This window comes from uncultured Halomonas sp. (genome assembly GCF_947501415.1).
GTDB lineage: Bacteria > Pseudomonadota > Gammaproteobacteria > Pseudomonadales > Halomonadaceae > Halomonas.
The window spans coordinates 1-15,843 of record NZ_CANMVL010000005.1 but is presented as its reverse complement, the minus strand read 5'-3'; the positions used below and the strand labels follow the sequence as shown (position 1 = coordinate 15,843).

Annotated in this window: 14 protein-coding genes and 1 pseudogene; 7 read left to right on the top strand and 8 right to left on the bottom strand. The window is 65.8% G+C overall.

Features of this window, described 5'->3' with window-relative positions:
- Together Q0894_RS03640 and Q0894_RS03635 are read right to left on the bottom strand one after the other, a co-directional pair.
- Positions 1–1,374: a MotA/TolQ/ExbB proton channel family protein gene (locus Q0894_RS03640; RefSeq protein ID WP_299231604.1), complete on the bottom strand. Its 1,374-nt coding sequence runs from the start codon at positions 1,372–1,374 to the stop codon at positions 1–3.
- Positions 1,371–2,108 carry a DUF3450 domain-containing protein gene (locus Q0894_RS03635; RefSeq protein ID WP_299231603.1) on the bottom strand — a complete coding sequence of 246 codons (738 nt, stop codon included), beginning with the start codon at positions 2,106–2,108 and terminating at the stop codon, positions 1,371–1,373. The genes Q0894_RS03640 and Q0894_RS03635 overlap by 4 nt, the downstream gene beginning before the upstream one ends.
- 222 nt (positions 2,109–2,330) lie before the next feature.
- Here Q0894_RS03635 and fhuF point away from each other — a divergent pair, with 222 nt between their 5' ends.
- The 7 genes from fhuF (at position 2,331) to Q0894_RS03600 (ending at position 10,506) form a co-directional block, all read left to right on the top strand.
- Positions 2,331–3,098: a siderophore-iron reductase FhuF gene (gene fhuF, locus Q0894_RS03630; protein WP_299231601.1), complete on the top strand. Its 768-nt coding sequence runs from the start codon at positions 2,331–2,333 to the stop codon at positions 3,096–3,098.
- Positions 3,095–4,036, top strand: coding sequence for a helix-turn-helix transcriptional regulator (locus tag Q0894_RS03625; RefSeq protein WP_299231599.1), 942 nt, complete (start codon positions 3,095–3,097; stop codon positions 4,034–4,036). Before fhuF ends, Q0894_RS03625 begins: the two co-directional genes overlap by 4 nt.
- A gap of 101 nt (positions 4,037–4,137) precedes the next feature.
- Positions 4,138–6,219 carry a TonB-dependent siderophore receptor gene (locus Q0894_RS03620; RefSeq protein ID WP_299231597.1) on the top strand — a complete coding sequence of 694 codons (2,082 nt, stop codon included), beginning with the start codon at positions 4,138–4,140 and terminating at the stop codon, positions 6,217–6,219.
- A 58-nt stretch (positions 6,220–6,277) separates the two neighbouring features.
- A complete protein-coding gene (locus Q0894_RS03615) occupies positions 6,278–7,045 on the top strand; it encodes an ATP-binding cassette domain-containing protein (protein ID WP_299231595.1) in 768 nt (255 codons plus the stop codon).
- A 42-nt stretch (positions 7,046–7,087) separates the two neighbouring features.
- On the top strand, positions 7,088–7,957 hold the full coding sequence (locus Q0894_RS03610; RefSeq protein ID WP_299231593.1) for an ABC transporter substrate-binding protein: 870 nt from the start codon (positions 7,088–7,090) through the stop codon (positions 7,955–7,957).
- Positions 7,947–9,959, top strand: a complete 2,013-nt coding sequence (fhuB, locus tag Q0894_RS03605; RefSeq protein ID WP_299231591.1) for a Fe(3+)-hydroxamate ABC transporter permease FhuB — start codon at positions 7,947–7,949, stop codon at positions 9,957–9,959. Before Q0894_RS03610 ends, fhuB begins: the two co-directional genes overlap by 11 nt.
- Before the next feature lie 154 nt (positions 9,960–10,113).
- Entirely contained in the window at positions 10,114–10,506 is a 393-nt protein-coding gene (locus tag Q0894_RS03600; RefSeq protein WP_299231589.1) for a hypothetical protein, read from the top strand.
- Between the two features lie 91 nt (positions 10,507–10,597).
- On the opposite strand, the gene nrdF is transcribed toward Q0894_RS03600, so the two are convergent.
- The 6 genes and pseudogenes from nrdF to Q0894_RS03570 all read right to left on the bottom strand — a co-directional run.
- Entirely contained in the window at positions 10,598–11,572 is a 975-nt protein-coding gene (gene nrdF, locus Q0894_RS03595) for a class 1b ribonucleoside-diphosphate reductase subunit beta (protein WP_299231587.1), read from the bottom strand.
- A 13-nt stretch (positions 11,573–11,585) separates the two neighbouring features.
- Positions 11,586–13,751, bottom strand: coding sequence for a class 1b ribonucleoside-diphosphate reductase subunit alpha (nrdE, locus tag Q0894_RS03590; RefSeq protein ID WP_299231585.1), 2,166 nt, complete (start codon positions 13,749–13,751; stop codon positions 11,586–11,588).
- Positions 13,733–14,164: a class Ib ribonucleoside-diphosphate reductase assembly flavoprotein NrdI gene (nrdI, locus tag Q0894_RS03585; RefSeq protein ID WP_299231583.1), complete on the bottom strand. Its 432-nt coding sequence runs from the start codon at positions 14,162–14,164 to the stop codon at positions 13,733–13,735. Before nrdI ends, nrdE begins: the two co-directional genes overlap by 19 nt.
- Positions 14,161–14,388: a glutaredoxin-like protein NrdH gene (gene nrdH, locus Q0894_RS03580; protein WP_299231581.1), complete on the bottom strand. Its 228-nt coding sequence runs from the start codon at positions 14,386–14,388 to the stop codon at positions 14,161–14,163. The genes nrdI and nrdH overlap by 4 nt, the downstream gene beginning before the upstream one ends.
- Positions 14,389–14,772: 384 nt before the next feature.
- Positions 14,773–15,384, bottom strand: coding sequence for a superoxide dismutase (locus Q0894_RS03575; RefSeq protein WP_299231579.1), 612 nt, complete (start codon positions 15,382–15,384; stop codon positions 14,773–14,775).
- Positions 15,385–15,723: 339 nt separating this feature from the next.
- Positions 15,724–15,843 (bottom strand): annotated as a pseudogene (locus tag Q0894_RS03570) (electron transfer flavoprotein subunit alpha/FixB family protein); the annotation flags it as partial.

The window sequence follows — 15,843 nt, the reverse complement described above, 5'->3', positions numbered from 1 at the left end:
CTACCCCCTCTCACCGGCAGTGAAGGCGGGTCGGCCATGCTCCAGGCGCTCGGCCAGGGCGGCACTGGCCTGGCCCTCCACCACACCGGCCAGCTGACGACTGCGGCCGGCCAAGGCGGTGTGGGCAAACAACAGCGGCACCGCGGTGATCAGCCCCAGCACGGTCGTCACCAGTGCCTGGCTGATGCCTCCCGCCATCAGCTGTGGGTCGCCGGTGCCGAAGACGGTGATGGCCTGGAAGGTCACGATCATCCCGGTGACGGTGCCCAGCAACCCCAGCAGCGGGGCCACCGCGGCCAGCAGCTTGACCAGTGGCTGTCCTCGCTCGAGCCGCGGCAACTCGGCCAGCACCGCCTCGTCGAGACGCGCCTCCAGCGCTTCCGGCATGGGGGCATCGGAGAGCGCCCGAAAGCGCAGCAACACGCGCCCGAGGGGGTTGTCGTCACGCAGCTGATCCAGTGTCGCCAGTTGACGACGTAGTGCCACGGTGACTCTGAGCAAATAGCCATACTGCAGCAGCGCCACCAGCAGGCCGAAGGCGCCCAGGCCCACCACCACATAGCCGACGACGCCTCCCTGCTGGAAACGCTCCTGCAGACTGGGGCGCTGCGCCAGGGCCGCGATCACCTGCCCCCCGGTCGGGTCCAGGGCGATGCGCTCGTCCTCACCCGCCTGGAAGGCGGCAAGCTGCTGGGCCACCTCGCTGGGGGTACGCGTCACCGTGGCCAGCACACCCTCTTCGGCACCACGTTCGAGCAGATCCCCGGCGCCGAAGGCCGCCAGATCCCCCAGGCGCACGACCTCGCGGGGTGCAATCTCACCACTGTTGGCAGCCACCGGAGCCTCGAAGGCGCGAATGCGGCCGGTCTCGACCGTCAGGGCAATAAGGGTATCGGCGAGACGCTCGAGGTGCTCGGGGCGCAGCACCTCGACGTCATTCAGTCGCGGCGGCAGCTCGGCGCCGCCCACGGTAAGCCAGCTCTCGGTGAGGGCATCACGCAGCTCTCCGCTATGGCGAGCCAGCACGGCCAGCACCGCCGTCAGGTCGTCACCCTGCTCGGCCTGGCGGCTATCGAGGGCCTCTCGGCGAGATTGCAGCTCGGCCTGACGGGATTCGAGCTCGGCATGGCGCGACTCGGCCTCGGCATGAAGCTGCCGGGCCTCCTCCAGGGCCGCTTCCAGTGCATCACGGTCCTCGACCAGCTCGGCCAGCCGCGCGGCATCTCGGGCTTCTGCCGCTTCTCGCTCGGCCCGCAGGGTAGCGAGAGGATCGCTCTGCGCCGCGGCTGGCAGCACCGTCACCAACAGCAGGGTTCCCAGAACCAGTGCTGCGACGCCTCTCAGGCTGATCTTGCTCTTGATGCTGGTGTTCATAAGGCGTGCTCCGCGTCGACCGGTGTCACCGAGTGGGAGACCGGCAGGGTAAGCAGCTCAGGCGCCCGCTGGTCGCGAGCGATACGCAGCCCATGGCGCAGTTCGACCCGCTCGGCCTCAGCCAGCGGCTGCCAGCGCTGCTCGTCGGAGCGCCAGACGGCGCCCTGGTGTCCGTCGGGCGTCAGATAATAGAGCCCCACCCGCCCCAGGCGGAAAAAGTCCACTTCTCGGCGTACCTCCCTCTCCTCCAGGGTGCCGCGCCAGGCATCGAGCTCACGACCATAGTCCAGTTCGGCGCGCCAGGCGGCCAGCGTGCGGTCCAGGCGCTCCGCCATGGAGAGGTCGGGATCTGCCATGTCATTCTCGAGCCCCTCGACCCGTGCCAGACGCTCCTGCTTCAGGAAGGGCAGGTCGGCCTCTACCCAGGTCTTGAGTCGTTTCAGCAACCCCTGCTCAACCGCCGGCAAGGTTTCACGGGTCTCGGCCATAGTGTCCAGGGCCGCTTCGCGGGTCGCCAGACGCTCGGCCTGGCGCTCAAGACGCGGCGCCAGGCTCTCGCTGTCCGCCCGAAGGCGTCGTGTCTCGGCTTCCAGGCGACGCAGCTCGGCCAGCATCTCGCGACTGGCGTCATCGGCGGCATAGATGCGCATCTGCAACTCGGCCTGAGCACGCTGTGCCTCGCTGGCTTCCTCTATCAGCTCCTGCCCCATCAAGGGGGGGGTAACAAGCAGCAAGACAGCCGCCCCCACTATCAGAGTGGATCGAATCCTCTTCACGTCAGGCTCCCTGGTTCCGTGACGAATGGCGAGCGGATGCTCTCACAAGTGATAATAGTTATCAATCATTGAAAGACTTCAAAATATAATGATAATAAGTCTCAAATGGACAACTACCTCGCTACGGCTATCAGGGTCGATATACCCCTGACATAGTCGATAACCATCTCGATGGATACCATGCCTCACACCCTCTCGCCGCTCTATGTTGGCCCGTTGAAGAGTTTTCCTCCTCCACGGGTCTCAATGGCTCCCGAGGCCGGCACTCTGCCTGCCAGAAACCTGCTCGACCCGGCCTATCTGGACGCGCTGTTCACGCGGTTTGGCGCCCGGTATGGTCACGGCGACCGTCGGGCGGTGGCATCGTTGTGGTCCAAGTGGCATTTCAGCGCCCTGGCCGCCCACGGCCTGGCCGCCAACCTGCTGCTCGAGCGCGACCTGCCGCTGGGACTGGACGAGCTGTATCTTCGGCAGTCACCCGAGGGGCAGACCACCGGGCTGGTGCTGCGCCATGCCGGCAAGCCGTTGGCCGAGCTCGATCCCCATTCGCGCTTCGCTACCCTGCTCGATAACCACCTGACGCCACTGATCGAGGCCCTGGCCACGGTCACCGGGGCCTCGCCCAAGGTGTTCTGGAGCAACGCGGGCAACTACGTCGAATACTTCACCAGCGTCATCCACACCCACCCCATGGCTGCCGCGGACCAGGGCGAACCCGCACGGGCGCTGTTGGAGTGCCGCACCTTGCCCGACGGCCGCCGCAACCCGCTCTACCGTCCGGTGCACTACGTCACGCCGACCGAGCCGGAGCGCCCTGCCCGAGTGCGCCGGCTGTGCTGCATCCGTTACCTGATCGACGAGCTCGGTTACTGCGCCAACTGCCCGCTGGAATGCCGACGCGCCGGCAAGTCGTCGAAGGTGGCAAAGGCAGCAAAGGCGGCCGGATGAGCCGGCCCGCCGCCGAGGTGCGCCAGCACACCCCGCGCGACCTACAGAACTATGGTCGACGCTATGGCCTCGACTACCGGGTCCCGGGACTCTCGCCCCGGGCCGAGGCGCCGGTGGTGCGTGGGGTGGTGCGCGAATTCACGCCGCGCCCAGGCATGCAGCTGGTCGCCTCCGACGTGGAGGTGCTGCACCGCTATGAATCCTACTCCCGGGCGGCCTCCCCGCTGTCGATCATCGTGATGCTCGAGGGCAAAGCCGAGGTGAGCCTGGGACGGCGCTCGCTGACCCTCCGTCCCGGCATGGCACTCAGCGTGCGACTCGCGGCCGACCGCGGCCTGGCCGCCGCCCAACCCGACGGCCAGCGCCTGCGCGCCCTGACCCTGGGCGTCGACGACGCCTGCCTGGCCCGGCTGGGCATGAGCGCCCCGGCACCTGCCGCCTCCCGGCTGCAGGCCTGGTCGTTATCCGAGCCGCTGCGCCAAGGCCTCGAGCAGGCCCTGACCGCGCCGCTCCGGGGCCAAGCCCAGCGCCTGCTGCTCGAGGGGCTAAGCCTGCAGCTGCTGGCCCACGGCGGTCGTGTCGACGACCCGACACCGTCCCCGGCCCCCACGCTGGCGCCCCAGGAACACCAGCGCCTGGAGCGGGTCCGCGACACCCTGCGTCACGACCCCGCCGGCGAACATCGTCTGGAGGCGCTGGCCGAACTGGCCGCCATGAGCCCCGCCAGCCTGAGGCGCAAGTTCCGCGCCGCCTACGGCCGCTCGGTGTTCGACTACCTGCGCGAGTGCCGGCTGAGCCTGGCCCACGACTATCTGCGCCAGGGCCATAGCGTGCAGCAGGCCGCCCACTTCTGCGGCTACCGCCACGCCAGCAACTTCGCCACCGCCTTCCGCCGTCGCTTCGGCCATGCGCCGAGTTCCCTCTATCGAACAGGTTGAGCGCTGCGCATAGCGGCGTGCGCATTGCGCAAACCTATGCCGCCCAACAAACAGCAATAATTCTCATTACTCAGCTATGTATCAATCCCACAGGACCTCCCATGCTCACACCACGCCCCCTGGCGCTGGCGGTCGCGATTGCTGCCTCAGGTACCGCGCTCACCGCCCAGGCCGACCAGACCGAGACCCTTGCGCCGCTCACCGTCACCGCCCAGGCGGCCACCAAGACCGAGACGCCGTTCAACGAGACGCCGCAGTCAATCTCGGTTATCGAGAGCGAGGAGTGGGAGGCGCGAGGTGCCGAGACGGTGCAGCGCGCCGCCGACTACACGCCGGGCGTCTACACCAACCAGGTCGGCGCCTCCAACCGCTACGACTACCTGGTGCTGCGCGGCTTCACCGACGGCAGCGTCAGCAACACCTTCCTCGACGGTCTCAAGGTGATGAGCGACGGCGGCTCCTTCAGCTCGCTGGTCATTGACCCGTATTTCCTCGAGCGCATCGAGGTGGTCAAGGGCCCGGCCTCGGTGCTCTATGGCCGCGCCTCCCCGGGCGGCCTGGTGGCCCAGACCAGCAAGCGCCCCGAATTCGAGCGCAGCGGCGAGCTGCGCCTGGGCGCGGGCAACAACGCCCAGCGCAGCGCCGCCTTCGACCTCACCGGCCCGCTGGATGACGAGCGTCGCCTCGCCTTCCGCCTGACCGGCCTGGCCCGGGCCGCCGACACCCAGTTCGGCCCGGTGGAAGAGGAACGCTACGCCTTCGCTCCCCAGCTGAGCTGGGACATCACCGACGCCATCAGCCTCACCCTGCACGCCTACCTGCACAAGGATCCGGAAGGCGGCTACCATGCGGGCCTGCCCTTCGAAGGCACGGTGAAAGGTCGCAATGGCCGTCGCATCACCAATACCTTCTTCGAGGGCGAGGAGGACTTCGACACGTTCGAGCGCGAGCAGACCATGCTGGGCTACGAGCTGGAGCACCGCTTCAACGACGCCCTGACTGGCCGCCAGACGCTGCGCTACACCGAGTCCGATGTCGAGCTGGAGCAGGTCTATGCCTTCGGCTGGGCCAGCGACACCGAGCTCAACCGCTACTTCTCAAGCGGCGACGAGTCGCTCGAGGCCCTGGCGGTGGACAACCAGCTCGAGGGCCGCCTCACTACCGGGGCCGCCGAGCATACCCTGCTGGCCGGTGTCGACTACCAGCAGCGCGATAATGACGTCGTCTGGGGCTCCGGAGCCTTTCCCGCCATCGATGCCTTCGACCCGCAGTACGGCGCCGAGCCCACCGCCTTCTATCCGGACGTGCGCAAGAAACGCGAGCTGGAGCAGACCGGCGTCTACCTCCAGGACCAGCTGGCGCTGGGCAACTGGCGGTTGAACCTGGGCGGCCGCCACGACTGGGTGGATATCAGCAACACCGACCGCGACAGCGGCATCGAGAGCACGCTGGACGACACCCAGTTCAGCGGCCGCGCCGGTGTGCTCTACCTGTTCGACAATGGCCTGGCGCCTTATGCCAGCTATACCACCTCCTTTAGCCCCAACTCCGCGGTCGACCAGAACGGCGATTTGATCGAGCCTTCCCAGGGCGAACAGGTGGAAACGGGCCTGAAATTCCAGCCGGCCGGCAGCCAGGATCGCTACAGCGTGGCCCTCTTCCATATCACCCAGGAGAACCTGGCCACCAAGCGCGCCAGCGAGACCTTCTTCCGCGCCACCGGCGAGATCGAGTCCCAGGGCGTCGAGCTGGAGAGCCATACCCAGCTGACCGAGAACCTGTATCTGCAGGCCGGCTATACCTACACCGACGTGACCCTCGAGAAGACCGACGGTGCCAACGAGGGCAATACCGACAACTGGGTGCCACGCCACCAGGCCTCACTGTGGGGCCGGTACCGCTTCCAGCAGGGTGGGCTCACTGGCCTGGAGGCAGGCCTCGGGGTGCGCTACTACGCCGACATCTACGCCGACGAGGCCAATACCGAAAAGGTGCCCGACTACACCTTGGTCGACGCCACCCTGGGCTACGACCTGGCCGAGGTGGGTCTCGAGGGGGTCTCCGCGCGGCTCAACGTCAGCAACCTGCTCGACAAGGACTATGTCGCCGGCTGCAGCGACATCAACTTCTGCTACTTCGGCGCCGAACGCAGCGTCAAGGCGACGGTCAGCTACAACTTCTGACCCGGCCACCGCGACTCTCATTCACGATCACCGGTCCAAACGAGGAGGAGATGCTCCCATGATCGAAACGCGCGCCGCCTCCTTCGAGATCAACGGCCAGTGCCTGCTGCATCCCCTCGACCTGACCTTTGCGGAGGGTCGTATCCACGGCCTGATCGGCCACAATGGCTCAGGCAAGTCGACCCTGCTCAAGCTGCTGGCCCGCCAGCAGGTCGCCACTCGGGGCGAGCTTCGGCTGGACGGCAAGCCGATGACGTCCTGGGGCCATCGCGCCTTCGCCCGTCGGGTCGCCTATCTACCCCAGCAGCTGCCCGCCTCCGACAGCCTCACAGGGCGTGAGCTGGTAGGCTTCGGCCGCTACCCCTGGCGGGGTCTGCTGGGCCGCCACGGTCGCGATGACGAAGCCGCCGTCGACCGAGCCCTGGCGATGACCCACACCGAGCCCTTCGCCGACCGCCAGGTGGATACTCTCTCGGGCGGCGAGCGCCAGCGGGTCTGGCTGGCCATGCTGCTCGCCCAGGGCAGCCGCTTTCTGCTGCTCGACGAACCCCTGGCGGCGCTGGATGTCGCCCACCAGGTGGAGGTACTGGCGCTGATTCGTCGGCTATGCCAGGAGCTCGGCCTCGGGGTGGTCATCGTACTTCATGATATCAATATGGCGTCACGCTACTGCGACCGCCTGGTAGCCCTGCACGGCGGCCGCCTGCTGGCCCAGGGCACGCCCGAGGAGATAATGAACGGCCAGACCCTCCAGGCCATCTACGGCATTCCCATGCATGTCATGGCCCACCCCTGTGGCGAACACCGCGTCGCCATCGCCTACTAGCCACGCTATCCATTGACCTTGGAATCGCCCCTGGAGTCGCCCGTGTCTCGCCCTCGTCGCGTCCTGATATGGCTCGCCGGCCTGGTTGTCGCGCTTATCGCCGCCACGTCCTCGGCCGACACACCACGCCTCGCCACCCTCGACTGGACCCTCGCCGAGACGCTCGTCGCCCTCGGCGCGCCCCCCTCCGCGGTCGCCCAGATCGAGGCCTACCACGCCTGGGTGGGCGAGCCGGCCCTGCCCGCCTCGACGGTCGACCTGGGACTGCGCAGCCAGCCCAACCTCGAACTGCTGGCGAGCCTGGCGCCGGAGCGCATCCTGATCTCGCCGATGTTCGCCAACCTCGCGCCGCGTCTCGAGCGCATCGCCCCGGTCGAGACCCTGCCACTCTACCGTCCAGGACGCGACACCTGGACGGAGATGCGCGAGCTGACCCGCTCGCTTGGCCATCTGGTCGAGCGCCCCGCGGCGGCGGCCTGGCTGATCGAAGAGACAGAGGCCCGGCTCGACGCCCTGCGCCAGCGAGTCGATGACACGACCCCGCCGCTGGTGATCATGCAGTTTATGGATAGCCGCCATGTGCGAGTGTTCGGCGAGAACGGTCTCTACCAGGCGGTGCTCGATCGTCTGGCGCTCGATAACGCCTGGCAGAGGCCCACCAACACCTGGGGCTTCTCGCTGGTGGGCATCGAGGCTTTGTCCGGCCTCGATGCCCGGCTGGTGGTGGTGGAGCCCTATCCGGCCGGGGTCCGCGAGCGCCTGGACGACGGCGGCCTCTGGGACCACCTTATCGAGGCGAGCCGAGGGGAACCCATCGTGCTGCCGCCGACTTGGAGCTTCGGCGCCCTGCCCTCGGCCGAGCGTTTCGCCGAACTGCTTGTGAGTGCCCTGGAGTCCGACGATGACGCCTGATGCCCTCGCCTCCCACCGCCCCTGGCGCCTCCGACTGACGCCGACGGCACTCTGCCTGCCGCTCGCCCTCGGCGTGCTGGCCCTCGCCCTTGACCATCTGCTCTCCGGTCCCGGCGTGGGTGCCGGGTTAGCCGCACTGCTCGAGCCCGCGGCGACGGATGAGGCCGCCTCAGGCTTGGTCCTGCACTACGCCTGGTGGCCGCGACTCGCCATGGCGCTGCTCGCCGGCGGCGGCCTGGCGCTCGCCGGCGTGCTGATGCAGCAGGTGTTGCGCAACCCGCTGGCTGCGCCCACCACCCTGGGAGTGGCGAGCGGCGCCAACCTGGCGCTGATGGCCGCCTCGCTGATGGCCCCGGGCCTGCTGGGGCTGGGGAGGGAGTGGGTGGCACTGGCCGGCGGCGGCCTGGCCATGGGACTGGTGTTCGCCCTGGCCTGGCGGCGAGGCCTGGCGCCGGTGGTGGTGGTGCTCGGCGGCCTGGTGGTCAACCTATACTTCGGGGCGCTCTCCATGGTGCTGCTGCTCTTCCACCAGGAGGAGCTCAAGGGACTGCTGATCTGGGGGGCGGGGTCGCTTGCCCAGAACGGCTGGCAGGACGTCGCCTTCCTGACGCCGCGCCTGATGGTCGGAGGCCTGCTCGCCTGGCTGCTGCTGCGCCCCCTGGCGGTCCTCGCCCTCGACGAGGCCGGCGCCAGGAGCCTCGGCGTCTCGCTCAAGCATCTGCGTTTTGCCGGGCTGGGGCTCGCGGTCTTTCTTACCGGCTGCGTGGTCAGCGTGGTGGGGATCGTCGGTTTCATCGGCCTGGCCGCGCCTAACATCGTGCGCCTGGCCGGCGCACGGCGCCTGGGCGCCCGGCTCGCGTGGTCGACGCTGCTCGGCGCCCTGCTGCTGGCCGCCACCGACCTGGCACTGCAGCGCGTCTCGGGCTACCTGCCGACCCTGATTCCCACCGGCGCCACCACGGCGGCCCTGGGCGCCCCGCTGCTGCTGTGGCTGATCCCGCGACTGCGCCTCAACGCCGAAACGCCCCCTCGCGAGGCTCGCGCGCTCGGTCGGCGTCATCCAGCACCCGTTCGACTGGCCGGCGGACTCGCCATCGCCCTGCTGGGCGTGGGCGCGATCGCGGTGCTGGCCGGCCAGGGGCCAGACGGCTGGCAGTGGGCCGCGCCCACCGACTGGGGCTTGCTGCAGTGGCGCGTGCCCCGCGTCTTGGCCGCCGCCGGCTGCGGTGTCATGCTGGCCATCGCCGGTACCCTGATCCAGCGACTGACCGCCAACCCCATGGCCAGCCCCGAGGTGCTGGGCATCAGCGGCGGCAGCGCCATCGCCCTGATGGGCGTCATCTTCCTGCTGCCTGCGCCCGGCAACCTGGCCCTCGTGGCCGCCGGCACTCTGGGGTCGCTGGCGAGCCTGGCGGTGCTGGTGGGCCTCAACCGCAAGAGCGGCTTCCAGCCGGAACGACTGCTGCTGACCGGGGTGGCGATCACCGCCCTGTTCGAGGCGATCAAGGGCATGGTGCTGGCCGGCGGCGACCCCCGCGGCCAGCAGGTGATCGCCTGGCTCTCCGGCTCCACCTACTATGTCGACCCGACCAGCGCGCTAGTGGTGGCCGCCGCGGCTCTGCTGTTGACCCTGATCGCCGCACCGCTGGCCCGCTGGCTGGATATCCTGCCGCTGGGCGCCGCCACCGCCGCGGCCTTGGGGCTGCCCCTGGCGCGGGCGCGACTGGCGCTGCTGCTGATGGTGGCGCTGCTCACCGCCGCCGCCACCCTGGTGGTCGGCCCGCTCTCCTTCGTCGGCCTGCTCGCCCCCCACCTGGCCCGCCTGCTGGGCTTTTCCCGGGCGAACATGCACCTGCTGGGCGGAGCCCTGGCCGGAGCTTTGCTGATGGTGCTGGCCGACTGGATCGGCCGTCAGTGGCTGTTCCCCGAGGAGATTCCCGCCGGTATCGTCGCCTCACTGCTTGGCGGTGCCTATTTCATGTGGGGGATGCGGCGACTCTAGCGCCGGCTTCGCTGGACCGACATCAATGGCAAGCGCGGGCCTTGCTGGAGCCTGCGACAGGCTCGCACAAGGAACGGCCCAGCCTAACGTCAGCTTGACAGGACTTTTACACCCAAAGAGAATAGTAATTAATATCAAATAAGAGTTACTTTTCATGTCACCCTCTCCCCAGCTCCGCTACCACTGCATCTTTCTCGAAGTCTCCTTTCGGGAGCTTCAGGAGCGGGTGAATGCACAGACGCAGGGTGATGATACGCCCTGCTGGCTGGATGCCCGTACCCTCACCCTGCTCACCAGCGAACTGGAGCGCTGCCGTCGCGATGCCCAGGGGGCTCCCGACCTGGCCGAATCACTGGGCACGGCGGTCTATCATGCCGGGCTGCTGATGGCGCAATGCCCGGGCGCCCTCTGCAAGCGCCTCTGTCAGCACCACCTGCAGGCCATCCGAAAGCCGCTGCAGGAGACCATTGCCAGGCTGGAGGGGCACCAGGCCCGCTCACAGCCGGGTCCGATGCAGCGGCTGCGTTATTGGCTCAGTGCCGGGTAAGTCACGCTCTCGAAAGACATCCGAGGCACACCGTTATCCGGCCAGCCGCGGGAGGTAGCCCCCCCAACCCAGGAAGAGCGAGGCACTCGCACTAGAAGGCCCAATCCTCGTCTTCGGTGGCCTCGGTGCGGCCGACGACATACGAGGAGCCCGAACCGGAGAAGAAGTCGTGATTCTCGTCGGCACCCGGGGAGAGAGCGGCGAGAATGGTCGGGTCGACGTCGCACACCTCCTGGGGAAAGAGCCCATCGAAGCCCAGGTTCATCAGCGCCTTGTTGGCGTTGTAGTGAAGGAACTTCTTGACGTCCTCGGTGAGCCCGACCTCATCGTAGAGCAGCTCGGTATAGGCCACCTCGTTCTCATAGAGCGCCAGCATCAGCTCATAGGCGTAGGCCTTTACCTCCTCCTGGCGCTCCGGCGTCGCCTCGGCCATGGCCTGCTGGAACTTGTAACCGATGTAGTAACCGTGCACCGCCTCGTCGCGAATGATGAGGCGAATCAGGTCGGCGGTATTGGTCAGCTTGGCGTGGCTGGACCAGTACATCGGCAGATAGAAGCCCGAGTAGAACAGGAACGACTCCAGGAAGACACTGGCCACCTTGCGCATCAGCGGGTCCTCGGCCCAATAGCGCTCCAGCACCAGTTCGGCCTTGCGCTGCAGCGCCGGGTTCTCCTCGCTCCAGCGAAAGGCATCGTCTACCTCCCGAGTGGTGCAGAGCGTGGAGAAGATCGAGCTGTAGGAGCGCGCATGAACCGCCTCCATAAAGGTGATATTGGCGTAGACCGCCTCCTCGTGGGGGGTGCGGGAGTCTGGCATCAGCATCGGCGCGCCCACGCTGCTCTGGATGGTATCGAGCAGGGTCAGGCCGGTGAAGACGCGAATGGTAAGCCGCCGCTCAGGTTCGCTCAGGGTGTTCCAGGACGGAATATCGTTGGAGAGCGGCACCTTCTCCGGCAGCCAGAAGTTGCTGGTCAGACGGTTCCACACCTCCAGGTCCTTGTCGTCCTGCAGGCGATTCCAGTTGATGGCATCCACGCGGGTGAGTCGTTTGGCAGTCATCGTCATGTTAAGCAATCCCTTAGAGTGTGCAGGAGACACAGCCCTCTACCTCGGTGCCCTCCAGGGCACTCTGGCGCAGGCGAACGTAGTAGAGGGTCTTGATACCCTTCCGCCAGGCGGTGATCTGGGCCCGGTTGATATCCCGGGTCGTCGCGGTATCCGGGAAGAACAGCGTCAGCGACAACCCCTGGTCAACGTGCTCGGAGGCGGCGGCATAAGTATCGATGATCGCCTCGGGGCCGATCTCGTAGGCGTCCCGGTAGTAGGCCAGGTTGTCATCATCGAGATAGGGTGCCGGGTAGTAGACGCGACCGAGCTTGCCCTCCTTGCGAATCTCGATGGGCGAGGCCACCGGGTGAATGCTGGAGGTGGCGTGATTGATGTAGGAGATCGAGCCGGTGGGCGGCACCGCCTGAAGATTGCGGTTATAGAGCCCATGGGCCATGACCGACGCCTTGAGCGACTCCCAGTCTTCGCGTGTCGGCAGCGCGATGCCGGCATCCGCGAAGAGTGCCTGGCCGCGCTCGGTCTGCGGCAGCCAGTCGCGCTCGGTGTACTTGTCGAAGAAGACTCCGCTGGCGTAGTCCGACGCCGCGAAACCGGCAAAGCTTTCACCGCGCTCAATGGCCAGCCGGTTGGACGCTCGCAGGGCGTGATACGCCACACAGGCGAAGTAGACACTGGTGAAGTCCAGCGCCTCCGGCGTGCCATAATGGACATGCTCGCGGGCCAGGAAGCCGTGCAGGTTCATCTGCCCCAGGCCAATCGCCCGGGAAAGGGCGTTGCCGTTGGCGATCGAGGGCACCGAGGCGATCTCGGTCATCTCGGCCACCGCGGTGAGACCGCGCACCGCAACCTCGACACTGCTGCCGATATCGCCTGAATCCATCACCCGGGCAATATTCAACGACCCCAGATTGCAGGAGATATCCTCCCCCACCCGACGGTAGCCCAGGTCATCGTTGAACTCGCTGGGCGTATTGACCTGCAGGATCTCCGAGCAGAGGTTGCTCATATTGATGCGCCCGGCGATGGGGTTGGCGCGGTTAACGTTATCCTCGAACATCACATAGGGGTAGCCGGATTCGAACTGCACCTCGGCCAGGGTCTGGAAGAAGGCCCGGGCATTGATCTTGGTCTTGCGAATACGGGAATCGTCGACCATCTCGCGGTACTTCTCGGTCACGGCAATGTCACCGAAGGGCATGCCGTAGACCCGCTCCACGTCATAGGGCGAGAAGAGGTACATTGGCTCATTGCGCTTGGCCAGCTCGAAGGTGATATCGGGGATCGTCACCCCCAACGACAGCGTCTTGATGCGGATCTTCTCGTCGGCATTCTCGCGCTTGGTGTCGAGAAAACGCAGGATATCGGGATGGTGGGCATTGAGATAGACCGCCCCGGCCCCCTGGCGTGCACCGAGCTGGTTGGCGTAGGAGAACGCATCCTCGAGCAGCTTCATGATCGGGATAATGCCCGACGACTGGTTCTCGATATGCTTGATCGGTGCGCCTGCCTCACGGATATTGCTCAACAGCAGCGCCACCCCTCCCCCACGCTTGGAGAGCTGAAGGGCCGAATTGATGGCCCGGCCGATGGACTCCATGTTGTCCTCGATGCGCAGCAGGAAGCAGGATACCAGCTCGCCACGTTGACGCTTGCCGGCATTGAGGAAGGTCGGGGTAGCCGGCTGGAAGCGACCGGCAATGATTTCGTCCACCAGCGACCGGGCCAGCGTCTCGTCACCGCGAGCCAGGGCCAGGGCCACCATGCAGACCCGATCCTCGAAGCGCTCAAGGTAGCGGCGGCCATCGAAGGTCTTCAGCGTATAACTTGTGTAGTACTTGAAGGCGCCGAGGAAGCTCGGGAAGCGAAACTTCCAGGCGTAGGCCTGCTCGAAAAGCGCCTTGATAAAGCCGGCATCGTACTGCGCCAACACCTGAGGCTCGTAGTACTGATTCTCCACCAGGTAGTCGAGCTTCTCCTTCAGCGAGTGGAAGAAGACCGTGTTCTGATTGACGTGTTGAAGAAAGTACTCGCGTACCGCTTCGCGGTCGCGCGCCAGCTGCAGCCGTCCCTCGTCGTCATACAGGTTGAGCATGGCGTTCAAGGCGTGGTAATCCAGCTTGCGCCCCGCGTCACTCTCCGCCTGACGAGGCGGCTGGGTCAGGATTGTCGTGTCCAAAATTCTCTCACTCCCTTGCGAACCCGGGTCACGTCATCGTCCGTGCCCAGCAACTCGAATCGATAGAGCAGGGGAACACCGCACTTCTTGGCGATGATGCGCCCTGCCAGTCCGTAGGCGGCGCCAAAACAGGTATTACCGGCGGCGATCACGCCCTTCAGCAGCGCCCGATTGTCGGAATCGTTGAGAAAACGGATCACCGGCGCCGGCACCGCCCCCTTCGCCCCACCACCGCCATAGGTAGGCGTCACCAGCACGAAGGGACGTGTTGCCGACAGAGCCTGGGCACCCCGCTCAAGGGGAATGCGCCGGGCCGGCAGCTCCAGTTTCTGAATAAAGCGATGGGTGTTGCCGGAGCGGGTCGAAAAATAGATCAGTTCCGGCGGCACACTCTCCAACGGCGCCTCGCTCATGCCGGCGTCAGGCCGCCGAGGCGGTCCGGGCGAAAACCGGACCAGTGCTCATCACCGGCTACCACGACCGGCAGCTGGCGGTGCCCCAGCGCCATGACGCGATCGCGAGCCTCCGGATTCTGCTCCAGGTCGATCAGGCGGTAATCGATCCCCTGGCGCTCCAGGGTGCGGCAGGTAGCCGTGCACTGCGGGCAGGCTGGACGGGTATAGACCTTGATCTCCATGGTGACACTCCCTGAGGAAAGGAACTATATATGGTGATTACGGAGGCAAGGATACACCATATATAGAAACTGTCACCCTTGAAATACCATATGTAGTGATATATGAAGCATTCAAACACAAGTGATTAACGACCTCGATAACGCCTTGGAAAGCGAGGTGCGAGGCGCCGGTGTAATTAAGAGGCAAGAGATGCGAGGTGCGAGGTGCGAGGTGCGAGGTGCAAGGTGCGAGGTGCGAGATGCGAGGTGCGAGCAGCACATCAAAGCGCACAAGTCTCTAACACCCAGAGAGGCAGAGAGGGATCCTGCCCGGAGGGGTACCCATACAACAGCGCCGCGACCCCAGGGGCCGCGGCGCTGTTTGTCAGACCGGGAAGGGGTCGATCAGGCAGTGGCAGCCTGGTAGCGACGCTCGACTTCATCCCAATCCACCACGTTGAAGAACGCGGCGATATAGTCCGGACGCTTGTTCTGGAACTTCAGGTAGTAGGCATGCTCCCACACGTCCAGCCCCAGCACCGGCGTGTTGCCGTTGGAGATCGGGCTGTCCTGGTTGAGGGAGTTTTCCACCACCAGCTTCTTCGCGGGGGTCACGCTGAGCCAGGCCCAGCCGCTGCCGAAACGACCCAGGGCAGCCTTGGTAAAGGCATCCTTGAACGCCTCGAAGCCACCCAGCTCGCTCTCGATGGCCTCGCCCACCTTGCCCTTGGGCTGACCGCCACCATTGGGTGACATCATCTGCCAGAACATGGAGTGGTTCGAGTGGCCGCCACCGTTGTTGATCACCGCCTGACGCTTCTCGGCCGGCACCTTGTCCAGATCGGCAAGCAGCTCATCGACCGGCACATCTTCCAGGCCGGTGCCCTCGAGGGCAGCGTTCAGGTTGTTGACGTAGGTCTGATGGTGACGGGAATGGTGGATCTCCATGGTCAGCGCATCGATATGCGGCTCGAGCGCATCGTAGGCATACGGAAGGTCAGGGAGGGTATGTGCCATGTTGATCATCTCCTTTTGGTGGCTTTGCAGACACTGCAATTCTTGTCCTGCACTAACTAGAGGTGCGGCCATCGGTCGGTAACTTCAACCACCCCGGCCAGATTTTTCTTGAGCAGCAGCTCCAGTACGTCGACTCACCCTACTCTAGACGATACGAAGCCGTCCAGCAGGAGCCCTGCCCAATAGCAGAAAGCCGACTCAACAAGGAGCCGGCTTCCGATATCAAGCCTGAAAAAGCAGGCAATTATAGCTTCTGCTCAAGCTTCGGCAGGGCATCGAACAGATCCGCCACCAGGCCGCAGCCCATCGAGAGCGCGACCTGAAAGATCACGATCGTTATCAGAGCTTCTGCTCAAGCTCCGGCAGAGCGTCGAACAGGTCAGCTACCAGGCCATAGTCGGCTACCTGGAAGATCGGCGCCTCCTCGTCCTTGTTGATCGCCACGATCACCTTGGAGTC

Coding starts and splice junctions, on each gene's coding strand:
- Q0894_RS03640 (WP_299231604.1), bottom strand. CDS start 1,374: ATGAACACCAGCATCAAGAGCAAGATCAGCCTGAGAGGCGTCGCAGCA.
- fhuF (WP_299231601.1), top strand. CDS start 2,331: ATGCCTCACACCCTCTCGCCGCTCTATGTTGGCCCGTTGAAGAGTTTT.
- Q0894_RS03625 (WP_299231599.1), top strand. CDS start 3,095: ATGAGCCGGCCCGCCGCCGAGGTGCGCCAGCACACCCCGCGCGACCTA.
- Q0894_RS03620 (WP_299231597.1), top strand. CDS start 4,138: ATGCTCACACCACGCCCCCTGGCGCTGGCGGTCGCGATTGCTGCCTCA.
- Q0894_RS03615 (WP_299231595.1), top strand. CDS start 6,278: ATGATCGAAACGCGCGCCGCCTCCTTCGAGATCAACGGCCAGTGCCTG.
- fhuB (WP_299231591.1), top strand. CDS start 7,947: ATGACGCCTGATGCCCTCGCCTCCCACCGCCCCTGGCGCCTCCGACTG.
- Q0894_RS03600 (WP_299231589.1), top strand. CDS start 10,114: ATGTCACCCTCTCCCCAGCTCCGCTACCACTGCATCTTTCTCGAAGTC.
- nrdF (WP_299231587.1), bottom strand. CDS start 11,572: ATGACGATGACTGCCAAACGACTCACCCGCGTGGATGCCATCAACTGG.
- nrdI (WP_299231583.1), bottom strand. CDS start 14,164: ATGAGCGAGGCGCCGTTGGAGAGTGTGCCGCCGGAACTGATCTATTTT.
- nrdH (WP_299231581.1), bottom strand. CDS start 14,388: ATGGAGATCAAGGTCTATACCCGTCCAGCCTGCCCGCAGTGCACGGCT.
- Q0894_RS03575 (WP_299231579.1), bottom strand. CDS start 15,384: ATGGCACATACCCTCCCTGACCTTCCGTATGCCTACGATGCGCTCGAG.